General features: G+C 32.8%; 9 protein-coding genes. 6 read left to right on the top strand and 3 right to left on the bottom strand.

What is annotated here, in order from left to right:
• Positions 1-213 precede the first annotated feature (213 nt).
• From GQR98_RS16685 to GQR98_RS16695, 3 genes are all read right to left on the bottom strand, one after another.
• Positions 214-4,362 (bottom strand): hybrid sensor histidine kinase/response regulator transcription factor, encoded by a 4,149-nt coding sequence (locus GQR98_RS16685; RefSeq protein ID WP_159020553.1) that lies wholly within the window; start codon positions 4,360-4,362, stop codon positions 214-216.
• A gap of 145 nt (positions 4,363-4,507) precedes the next feature.
• The gene (locus tag GQR98_RS16690; RefSeq protein WP_159020554.1) at positions 4,508-7,141 is read right to left on the bottom strand and encodes a carbohydrate-binding protein; all 2,634 of its coding nucleotides are present in this window, start codon (positions 7,139-7,141) and stop codon (positions 4,508-4,510) included.
• 278 nt (positions 7,142-7,419) lie between these two features.
• The gene (locus tag GQR98_RS16695; protein WP_159020555.1) at positions 7,420-7,572 is read right to left on the bottom strand and encodes a hypothetical protein; all 153 of its coding nucleotides are present in this window, start codon (positions 7,570-7,572) and stop codon (positions 7,420-7,422) included.
• A 258-nt stretch (positions 7,573-7,830) separates the two neighbouring features.
• On the opposite strand from GQR98_RS16695, the gene GQR98_RS16700 reads away from it, so the two are divergent.
• From GQR98_RS16700 to GQR98_RS16725, 6 genes are all read left to right on the top strand, one after another.
• On the top strand, positions 7,831-8,460 hold the full coding sequence (locus tag GQR98_RS16700; protein WP_159020556.1) for an SDR family oxidoreductase: 630 nt from the start codon (positions 7,831-7,833) through the stop codon (positions 8,458-8,460).
• A gap of 139 nt (positions 8,461-8,599) precedes the next feature.
• A complete protein-coding gene (locus GQR98_RS16705) occupies positions 8,600-9,505 on the top strand; it encodes a YihY/virulence factor BrkB family protein (protein WP_159020557.1) in 906 nt (301 codons plus the stop codon).
• Positions 9,506-9,612: 107 nt separating this feature from the next.
• A complete protein-coding gene (locus tag GQR98_RS16710; protein WP_159020558.1) occupies positions 9,613-10,623 on the top strand; it encodes an AI-2E family transporter in 1,011 nt (336 codons plus the stop codon).
• A 183-nt stretch (positions 10,624-10,806) separates the two neighbouring features.
• Positions 10,807-11,448, top strand: coding sequence for an NADPH-dependent F420 reductase (locus tag GQR98_RS16715; RefSeq protein WP_159020559.1), 642 nt, complete (start codon positions 10,807-10,809; stop codon positions 11,446-11,448).
• Between the two features lie 50 nt (positions 11,449-11,498).
• A complete protein-coding gene (gene hpf / locus GQR98_RS16720) occupies positions 11,499-11,798 on the top strand; it encodes a ribosome hibernation-promoting factor, HPF/YfiA family (protein WP_159020560.1) in 300 nt (99 codons plus the stop codon).
• A gap of 118 nt (positions 11,799-11,916) precedes the next feature.
• Positions 11,917-12,225: a hypothetical protein gene (locus GQR98_RS16725; RefSeq protein ID WP_133966187.1), complete on the top strand. Its 309-nt coding sequence runs from the start codon at positions 11,917-11,919 to the stop codon at positions 12,223-12,225.
• The last annotated feature ends 23 nt before the right edge of the window (positions 12,226-12,248 follow it).

The following is a 12,248-nucleotide window of genomic DNA, read 5'->3' on the forward strand; positions in this document are numbered from 1 at the left end:
CAAAGCATATTGCATGCGTGCTTTACAATAGTAAAGAGATTTAATATTGAAGAATATAAATTATTGCTCTAATGATAGTAATTATTACCCAAATAGCCGAAATCTAACAATTACAAGGCCTTAGAGTACATGTAATGGCTAATTAACACAGTAAAAAACACATAAACAAGCTATAAACATGACTAATTATGCAACTTTTTAAATAACAAAATGTTATTTATTTTCGTGGTTATCAATATATTCTTTAGGTGTTACTTTAAATTCTTCTTTGAAACTTTTACCGAAATAGGTTGAAGAATTAAAGCCAGCTTTATATGCAATTTCCTTAACTGTAAAGTTTCCTTGGATTAATAATTCCGCAGCATATTTTAAACGGATTACCCTAATAAAACCACTTGGGTTTTGCCCCGTTATAGATTGAATTTTTCTAAAAAACTGAGACTTACCAAGACCTATTTCTTTTAAAATATCAGCAATTTTAAAATCGGGATTACTTATATTTTCTAATACAATTTTTGTGGCCTTCTCGATAAAAGCTTCATCTAGAGAATTTGTTGTCAGTTCTTTTGAAGGCAGTATGGCTCCAAGTTTAGAGAACTTTTGTTTCAACCTTTCTTTAGTATCTAAAAGGTTTTTTATTCTTGCTTTTAGCACTGTAATTCTAAAAGGTTTTGATACATATGCATCTGCGCCTTGATTAAAACCAGATATTAAATCTTCTTCCCGGCTTCTAGCCGTTAGTAAAATTATAGGAATATGGCATGTTTCAAATTCCGATTTTAAGGTTTTACACATTTCAAAACCATCCATTTTTGGCATCATTACATCACTAATAATAATGTCTGGATAATGCTTCAAAACCATTTCTAAACCTTTTTTTCCGTTAACGGCTTCTTTCACAATGTAATGATCGCTTAAATCATCTTTTAAATGCGCTCTCAGCTCACTATTATCTTCTACAATTAATATGGTTTGCTTTTTAGAATTCGTGGTTTCCGGTTGTGATTTTTCGATTGGTAATGTTATATCAGAAGTCAGCATATCGTACTCTACAGCTTTCATTGAGTTTATTAAAAACTCATTCTTTACATTTTCAACCACTTCTTCTCTACCCTTTATATCTAAAGGAATAGCAACTATAAATTTAGAGCCTTTTTTAAGTTTACTTTTTACTGTAATAGTACCCTCATGCATTTCAACTAATGCTTTAGTAAAGTTTAATCCAATACCAGTACCCGATTTAGTAGCATCTAAACTAGAAAAGCGTGAAAACACCTGCTCTTGCTGCTCTTTATCCATACCAACACCGCTATCTTTAATAACAATTTCTACAAAATCGCCGCGTTGTTTCTGCTTTTTAAACACACCTGAAACACGGTTTTCCTGAGTTAAACTTGCTATATTAACGCTTATACTCCCTCCACGATCGGTAAATTTAATGGCATTAGATATTAAATTTGTAATTATTTTTTCGAGTTTATCGAAATCAAAAAGAGATATTATTTCTTCGGAAGAAGATACAAACTGATAGTCTATCTGTTTTTTTTCAGCTAAACCCTTAAATAAATCAAAGATAGATTCACTAAACTTTACGATATCGCCTTTTTCTAATTGTAAAGGCGCCATTCCGGCATCCATTTTTCGGTAATCTAAAAGCTGATTTACCAAGTGTAAAAGGCGTCTAGCACTACGCTGTGCAGATAAAGCAGAAGATTTTACAACGGTAGACTCATTTAAATTAACCAATATCTTTTCTAGCGGATTTAAAATTAAGGTAAGCGGTGTTCTAAACTCATGAGATACATTGATAAAGAACTGAAGCTTCATAACATCGAGGTTACGCTCCTGCGACTCTTGAATACGTCTACTATACAGTCTCATAAAAAACCAAACAAGACCAGTAATTAAAACTAAATAAATGAGATAAGCCCACCATGTTTTCCATAATGGTGGTAAAATGTCTATGCGTATTAATGCTGATTCACTTTTTTCCCATGCGCGATCTACAGAAGCCAAAACTTCAAACGTGTAACTACCTGGTAATAAATTAGCCTGATTAACTACTCGTGAACTCTCGATAGTTACAAAATTATCATCTATACCATGCATTTTGTAGGCATACCTAACATGATCTGGATTATTATAAAAAAGCGCTTCAAATTCAAACGTAATATAATTCTCGTCATGCTTTAGCTCTATATATTTTGTTTGAGAAATATCTTTATTTAAAAGCACTCTACCATTTACAGAATCGCCATAATTTATCTTTTTATTATTTAAACGAAACCCTGTTATTTTTGGTTTTAAAACTTCCGCAGATTTTAAATTGATAGTTTTAGGGTTAAAAATATTAAAACCATTAATACCTCCCGCTATTATTCTACCATCCTTAGTTTTCTCAATAGATTTACTTTGAAACTCCGCACCTTGTATTCCATCGTGCGTATTGAAATTTTTAATTTGATCTGTTTTTGTATTAATAAATGAGAGACCATTTTTTGTAGTTGCCCAAACATTCCCATCATTATCCTCCGCCAAACCAACAACAAAATTATTAGGCAGTCCGTTAGCTGATGCATACGCTTTTACAACTTTTAAATTGCTATCTAATTTAAACACACCATTATCGGTACCTAACCAAATGTTGTGCAGAACATCTTCGGTGATATAATTTATTTTCTGCCCTGCAACACCTTTTTCTTTTACCTCGGAAACGTCTAGCCTTTTTGGAATAAACTCATTGAGAGCATTTAAATCTAGAACATTCAAGCCTAAATTAGTTCCGATAAGTAATCTATTTTTAGAATCAATAAATAGCGTAAAAATGTTATTACTCGCTAAGTTTTTTTTATAACTATGAAATGTTTTATTTTTCGGGTTATAAATATTTAAACCCTCACTTTTTAAACCTAACCAAATTCGGTTCTTAGAATCCTCAACACCAGTCCATATAGAGTTCTGACCGATGGTTAAGCTATCTTTTTCATCATGATAAAACCTTTCAAATTGATCGGTTTCAGGATTAAACTTGTTTAAACCACCATCGAAAGTACAGATCCAAATATCACTATTAGAATCTTCAAAAGTGTATAATATTTTATTTGAACTTAATGAATTTTCATCTTTAGGATTTTGTGAAAAATTTTTAAAAGTATTAGTTTCTGGATTGTATAAATCTAAACCTCCATTGTAAGTACCTAACCAAATTCGTTCTTTAGAATCCTGCAAAACCGATTGCACAATTTTTTCACTTAGCCCTTTTGGATTATTAGGTTGATAATAGTGATGCCCAAAAGAGTTTTTAGACGGATCTAACTTACTCACACCTTTATCATAGCTACCAAGCCAGAAAACGCCATCATGATCTTGAAATATTTTTGAAGGTTGATTGTTCGGTAATGAAAACGGATCGAACGGGTTGTTAACTATACTTTGCTCTAATTTTTCTTCATGCTTATTGTATAACAACAAACCATATCCATCTGTAGAAATCCAAATAATACCATTTTCATCTTGATAAAAATCTTGTATTGGTGCTTTATTTTCAACAATGGAAATGTGATTAAAACTATTACTTCTAGGATTCCAAAGTATTAAATTAGAAACATCATTACCAATCCAAAAATCGCCATCTATATCTATAAAAACTCGTTTAGAGATGTGGTTTAGCTCATAAAAGCGTTTGTTTTCTATTAAAACCCTTTCAAAATTATTTTTAGCCTTATTATATTTATTTAAATAAGCCCCATTTGTACTCAGCCAAATGTTATTATTCTTATCTTTTAAAACCACGTTAACGTAGTTATTATCTATAGAATTTTTGTTGTCTTCATTATGTTGAAACGTATTAACTTTTAAGTTAGATGCGTTAACATCATTATCTTTTAAGTCAATTTTTACTGCGCCTCTATTGGTCGCCACCCATATGGTATTTTCAACCTCATCAAACAATAATTTATTTATAACCTCATTGGTGTTTGATGTTATAGATTCACTTTCAAAAATATTAACACGAGAAAATTGCTGAGTGTTTTTGTTTAAGATATTGAGTCCGTTATTGGTACCAATCCATAAATTACCACTTTTATCTTCTGTAATGGTATTAATCCTGATGTTGCTAATGGAAGTAGAATCGTTTAGATTTGGTCTAAAAACCTCAAAACCATATCCGTTATATTTGTTTAAGCCATCAATAGTACCAAACCACAGGTAACCATCTCGATCCTGAAATATTTCGGAACATGTACTACTAGAGAGTCCATCTATCTTATCTAAATTCTCAAATTTTAAATTATTGAATTGAGCTAGAGCTGAAAATGAAATAAAAAGAGAAACAAATACAAAATACAATCTCAAATTCATTTATTTTATTTGGTTTGATGGTTTTAGGTTATTAGCTTTTGATACAAACTTAAATAAATTAACCGGTTTTTTTAAAGATGATATTCTAAACTGACTACTAAATCTTATTTGGAGGATTTAGTAGCCAATGTAAAATGTGATCTATTTAGTTTTTAACTATCCTCTCAGTTATAAGAACTCCATTGTTTTTAAGAGAAACAAAATAAACACCTTGATTTAAATAACTAACATCGAGTGATTTATTATTATTCTCAACTTTAGTTTGAAGTAATAACTTGCCTAGCATATCATGAATTTCTAAAACACTGCCTTCGCTATTTGTTACAGTAAACACATCAATCACCGGATTTGGATACATAGACATTAAAGCATTATTCTCCTCTTCTACAGATAGAGAAATATCATTATAAAGTCTAAACCAATTAAAGTTTGCTAAAGTTGTGTTGGCCTGACCATTAAAAACCAAAAACACCTCATGAGAACCTGATACATTTGCTAAAGCAGCCGAACTTGCTTTCCAGTTTTGCGAACCTCCCGTGGTTTCGCTAACATCTATAGAGCCAATTAAAGTACCGTTATCACTATCTAATCTAATTTCTACAAACGTATCTTTAGTTGAAGATTTCCCAATTGCAACCTCAGCTGCATTAATACTATTTTCATTAAAATTGAAAACTCCATAATTTAAAAAGTCGCCTTTTTGGATACCTCCAATGTAAGAACCTCCTTCTGATGCTGCTTTAATCTCAACGCCTTGACTATCACAATAATCTTCTGCATTTATTTGAGAATTTGCAATTATAGTACCACATGCATCAATATCATCCTGATTACTAATTAAGTTTACTGTAAAGTTATTTAATTCAAAAGCATTATCTACGCCATTAAAATAAATTTTTAGAGCTTGTACACCTTTTGTTAGGGTTACATTACTCGCTACTGTAAAATCCTTCCAATCACTTAATCCTGTAGAATGAGATCCACCAAAAGGAACAACAACATCGGTTGTTACATCTGTTCCTCCGATATTAAATTTTATAGTACCATTGGCATTAATTGATGCATATCGTATTAAAATATCATAAGTGCCATTATTCGGAATGTTTACCGTGTACGTAAGCCATTCGCCTGATGCAATATCTGTTACATTATATCCACCTTCCGTGCATTCTTTTAGATCTACATTTTCATCAGTACGATACTCATTTCTAGAATTCCCTATTGAAGTATCGTGGTATATACGATTTTCACCACTTACTGTTGAATAATCAAAATTCTCCGCTTCTATAGTCATAGGCAAACCATTCATATTATAAACAGGTAAATTATTTCCATCGAAACCAGAAATGGGATCTCCAAAACATTCACTTGGCCTACGGAAGGTTAATCCGCCATAACCAAGATATGCCCCATTTGATGGTGCAGTTTCGTATGTTCCATTTATATCAATAGATTTTTCTCTAGCTCTTAACGTCCATTTTACATCATCTTCAGTTTTTAGACCTCGACCAACATAATGTGCTGTTGGTAATTCCCAGGCAGCAACCGTATGGAAGGTACCACGTAATATTCTAGAAGCATCGGTTCCATATATTGGAGACATAGCTAAAGACTTTGTTCGGTTTGTTCTGTCCATACCTTCTATAAATTCACCAGATTCTACTGTTGGTGTCCATTCTGTTGGTTGATCTGGATATGAAGCTATATAAGAGACGCTGTATTTCATGTTATACTCTAAACCTAATAGAATACGAGAATCTGAAGCGCCCCATAAATCGGTTCCTTGATTCCAAGCTATTTCACCAACCGAACATAATAAAGATTCTCCCCACATAGTATGCACCTGATCTCGTGAGCTTTCTTGCGACTGCCCATTGGCATAAATATAATTAGTTAAAACACCATTAAAACCGTAGTCTGGCGTTGTGTTACCTATGGTATAATTATAATCTACTTGATATTCTGTTGTACTTTTTATACTACCTCTTATATGCGGACCAGCCTGATATGGTAAATCATCCGTACGATTTGGTAATCCCATGGTATACCTAAGTGCTCTATCGTACATAATTTCGTTATCTAAAAACACACCCATTGCCAAACACGCTCGTATAGCACTTAATTCTTGATTTCCTGCACGTACATAATCAAACAAATAAGCGCGCCAATACCATGTGCCTTGTGTAGTTAAATCTGCGGGTACAGTTATATTAGAATACCCAGGATACACCAACATATCTTTAAAAGCTTGAATATCGTTGGCTGCCCAACCAGAATAGGTGCTTTTTATTATCTCTGCGGCTTCTACCATTTGATATATTAAGCAGCTCGTTAACGCTCTAGTACCTGTATGTTGTAGATAAGTTAAGCCGGTCCATGCGTTAAAAATTTCTACTGCTTTATCGGCATATCGACTATCTCCAGTAATACTCCATTGCAAAGCATTGTAATAGGCTGCTCTGCTATCACTTTCAAAAGCTGAGAGGTTTGTTTTAGGTGAATCTCGATACAAAACCGTCATCGATGTATTTCCTTGAACAGCATAATTATAACTTGCTTTAGAATCGGAAACCATATGTTGGTAAGAACTAAACCAAGGATCTATCTCAGCTTCAACCATATATTTCATACGTTCTAAATCCGATTGTTTATGTGATAAACCTGGATGCACAAATTGAGCATTTATGCTACCGATATACCCCAAAATGAAGCATAGCAATACAAGTGTTTTTTTTGAAATTGAAAGGAGTTTGATTACCCTGAAAGTAGTTTTCTTCATGTCTTAATATTTACAATTTTAGTTTAGTTTCTGTTGTTTACTTCGCTAAAAAAGAAGCCTATTATTTTGAAAAATAGGCACTAATTTAATTTAGTAAATTCATCTAAATTTTAAAGATGAGTGGTGTTGTAAATCTAAAATTTAGACCATAATAATAAACGATATTATAACCCCTTGATTAAAAACTATTACCCATTTACTAGATATTACGGCATAGAAAAGCCCTAAACATAAGTTCAGGGCTTTTTAAATTTATTTAAATGTATATACCTTCCGTATTAAACTACAAAAAGTACTATACCTATAATAGCTAATACCGTTCCTACAAAATAGAAACCATATCTGGTTAATTTATCTTTCTGAAAAATATAATTTCCTTTATCTTCATTTTTCTCTTTTACAAATTTAAAATCTTCTTCTCCTTGTTTCATATCTTTTATATTTTATGTTGAATTAATATCTAGACATGTATTACTTCTTCATACTAAAACATGTCTCTTTCAATAGTTCTTCAAATGTATTTATTAAGGACTTAATGGATTAACGGGATACTGTAAATTTTTAACGCAATACATTAATTGCACAATTTAAGCCTACTTTATTCTTTGAAAAACGTAATAGCGTTAAGAATAAATGTTTTTGAATTAATACAGAACATGAAATAGTAGCACCTTTGAAAAAAACAAATTATGGAAAATATATTAGTAGCTGGTGCCAACGGTACCACCGGAAAAAAAATAGTAAACTTATTAAATGCATCTCAATATTTTAAACCTGTTGCTATGGTTCGTAAAGCCGAACAAGAAGAACAGTTTAAAAAAGATGGTATAGCAACCGTTTTAGGAGATTTAGAAAAAGACATTTCTCATACTGTAAAAGGTATAGATAAAGTAATATTTGCAGCGGGTTCTGGAGGAAAAAACGTTATTGACGTAGATCAAGAAGGTGCAAAAAAATTAGTAGATGCTTCAAAAAAAGCCAATGTTAAGAAATTTGTTATGTTAAGTTCTATGGGAGCAGAAAACCCAGAAAAAGCAAGCGACTTAAAAAACTATTTAATGGCTAAACATAATGCTGATGAATATTTAAAATTAAGCGAATTAACATATGCTATTGTTAGACCAGGAAGCTTAACAGATAATAACGCCACAGACCATATTGAATTAGAAAAAAGTTTAAATAAAAGTGGTTCTATTAGTAGAGCCGATGTTGCTCAAACTTTAGTGAGATCACTACATGATGACGCCGCTATCAACCAAACTTTTGAAATTATAGAAGGCAACACACTTATCGGGAAAGCTTTAGACACGCTGTCTTAATTAAAAATATATACTTCAAGACTCTTAGGTGTGTCTTTTTATTTTAAGAATAAAAAAGGCACACCTTTTTTAATAAATAGCATGCACTCATTTTTTTATTCAATCCGCTTTTTAAATCCCACTAAAACTGCGCTGTACCATGGAGCAATTACAAACAACACATCAATTTAGCATTAAAGAACTTCCTTCTTTAATAAAAGAAACATACACCTCTTGGATGGCCGACGATCCGTTTAGGCTTAGCGCTATTGTGGCGTACTATACCGTATTGGCACTACCCGCTTTATTGGTGATTATAATAAATGTAATTGGTGCTATTTGGGGTGTCGAAATTGTACAAGGACAAGTAACTGATGAAATTTCGGCCGCATTAGGTAAAGATGCCGCAAGTGCTATAGAGAATATTATTAGTGAAACTCAAAATTCAGAGAGTAATTTTCTATCTACAGTTATCGGTATTGGTACACTACTTTTTGGTGCTACGGGTGTGTTTTATCAATTAAAAATATCGCTTAACGAAATCTGGAAAATAAAAACCAATCCTAATGCTAAAATCTGGAAAATTATTACCGATCGTGCCTTGAGCTTTGCCTTCATATTGGTTATAGGCTTTTTGCTCTTAGTTAGTTTTATAGTTACAGCAGCCATTAGCGCATTAAATAGTTATATACGCGATGCCTTACCAGATGTTCTATTATACATCGCTTACATATTAGATTTTGTATTATCTGTAGGTATCATTTCTGTGCTTTTTGCTTTAATGTTTAAGTACTTACCCGATGCTAAAATTAAATGGCGAACTGTATGGATTGGTGCTATACTTACCGCCATACTCTTTGTAGTTGGTAAATTATTACTAGGTATTTATTTTGGCCAAGCCGATCCTGGTTCCACCTATGGAGCAGCCGGCAGTATTGTTCTAATTCTCTTATGGGTTTCTTATTCCTCACTTATTTTATTCTTCGGAGCCGAATTCACTTATGTCTATGCAAAACGCTATGGCAAAGGTATAGAGCCAAAGACTATTGGTATTATAACAGAATAACTCACAGTTCTATACGAGTTAACTTTTTAATCGATACCATTAATTGATTTCATTTTAAATCCTGAATTTTGATGTAATGGAAAACCAACCATTAATCACTAATACTTATGAAACACATTAGCCCAAACATTATTAGACAAGTTTTTGTACTGCTACTTATAATACTTATGGGCGTACTCATATTTCAAGAAATTCTGCCTTATTTAAGTGGTGTTCTTGGTGCAATAACGATTTATGTTATTCTAAAAAAACCCATGAAAAAATTAACGGATAGAGGTTGGTATCCTAATATGGCAGCCCTCTTTTTAATGTTGATCTCTTTTTTGTGCATTATGGTTCCTATAGCTGGTTTAGCAGTTATGATGGGAAGTAAAATTCAATATGCAGTAGATAACTCACAGAAAGTGATTAATGCCGGTAAAGGACAGTTAGAAAAAGTAGAATCGTATTTCAATATAAACATGGCGTCGGATATAGATACCGGAGCTATTACATCTTGGTTATCAGATAAATTACAAAATTTTGCAGGTGGCACATTTAATATGGTAATATCCATAACTTTAATGTACTTCCTTTTGTTTTTTATGCTTACCAATAGAAAAAAATTAAAAGAATCATTATTTGAATATATCCCTATTAAAGACGAAAATTTAACCATCATAGGAGAAGAAACCAGCGCCAATGTAAAAGCAAACGCCCTTGGTATTCCTTTGGTAGCTATTGGTCAAGGTATTGTGAGCTTAATTGGCTTTTTAATCTTCGGGATTTCCGACCCGTTTTTTTGGGCTGCGATTGTTACCGTTGGATCTATGATTCCGTTTGTAGGTAGTGCATTGGGTACCATTCCGGTGTTTTTACTAGCGTTATCAAACGGCGACACATTTCAGGCTTGGGGAATATTAATTTACGGTATTGTGGCTATTGGGGCCACAGATAATGTGTTTAGACTATATATTTTAAAAAGGCTCGACGATGTACACCCTTTAATAACCTTAGTGGGCGTTTTGGTTGGGGTACCGCTATTCGGTTTTATCGGGTTAATCTTCGGGCCTTTATTAGTTAGTTTATTCCTTATTGTACTTCGCATTTACAAAAAACAATACGGAGAAACCCAATAAATAGTAATTTAAACAGCTTACACGTTCAATACCGCTCAATTTATATCAATTTTATCCTTCTTAATGGATAGCATCAAAAAAGAACGGGAACAAGTCAACCCACACCGTCATTGAGTCGTAATATTGAAGTAGTAAGAATAATGAACCGTTCTGAAGCAATTCAGAATATAAAAACATACAATTATGAAAATAGGAATAATAGGAAGCGGAAAAATTGGAGGAAATTTAGGAAAACATTGGGCACAAGCAGGCCATAACGTGCTATTTAGCTCGAGACATCCAGAAGAATTAGGTAGTCTTGTTAAGGAAGCTGGAGCCAATGCTAAAGCTTTGACAGTAACAGAAACTTTTGAAGCTAAAGCTGATGTTTATGTGTTAGCCATGCCATTTAAAGCCATTGACCAAATCGCGGAACATTACGCAGGTGAATATGCAAACAGCATCATTTTAGATGCTACTAATCCATACCCATCTCGAGATGGCGATATGGCACAAAATGTAAGAGATGCTAATTATAATGCATCGGAATATACAGCCATGAAATTTGGTACAGCAAAAACAGCCAAAGCGTTTAATACCATACAAGCCGATCACTTAAAAAATCGTGCTTTTAGAATGCAAGATAAACTATCTGTTCCTTTTGCAGCGCAAGACGAAAGTAGTAAAAACGTGGTAAAAGAACTTATAGAAGATATTGGTTTCGATGCTGTTTATGTTGGGAACTTAAGTGATTCTAAAATTATGGATCCCGATCAAGAAATTTACGGTATGTCGGTTTCTAAAACAGAACTTTTAGATACCATTCATTCTCAAAAATCATTTTAACACCTTAATTTCTTTACATATTTAAAAGAAATTAATTAAAACTAAAACACATGCAAATTATATATGAATATCACGATGTGTCTGCAAGCAGTAGCTTAGAGGCCATCGCAAAAGACAAACTAGAAAGCTTACAGAAAAAATTCAATTTCGTCCATCGGGCCGATGTATTTTTTAAAGTACAAAACCGAACAGACGATAAAGAACAAATTTGTGATATACGCTTAAGTTTACCTGGCCCAAGGATATTTGCATCCACAAATGCAGAAACATTTGAAGCCGCTATTGCTGAAACTATTCGAGACTTAGAAATTCAGCTAAACAAGACAAAAGATAAAATGGGAGCTAGATAAACGCTTAATTAAAGATAACTATAGGTGGTTGGAAATGGTCTTGACAAACTTTTGGATGTTGAGGCCTATTTCTTTTAAATCCATCCCATTTTAACATTAACCCTTAAAACATAATACAATGAAAACTTCAGAAAATATAAATAATACAGATGCAACTTATAATTCTAACATTACAGAAGATGATATTAGTGCCCTAGGAAAAAAAGGCCTGAGAGCAGACTCTGAAGATGATAGATTGTTACTAGACCGAGAAGAATCGATAGATTTTCAAGGGAAAGATTTAGATATCCCAGGAAGAAGTAAAAGTGGTATTAACACCACTCAAATTATTACAGATGAAGAAAACACCCTCTTTGGACAAGGCGGTGAAGACAAAGAGAATTTAGAAGCTCCTGAGCGTGCCAATGTAAGTAGAAGTGAGAAGTAGAAACGCGCCTGAGTCCATAAATA

The sequence above is a fragment of the Algibacter sp. L3A6 genome (assembly GCF_009796825.1).
GTDB lineage: Bacteria > Bacteroidota > Bacteroidia > Flavobacteriales > Flavobacteriaceae > Algibacter.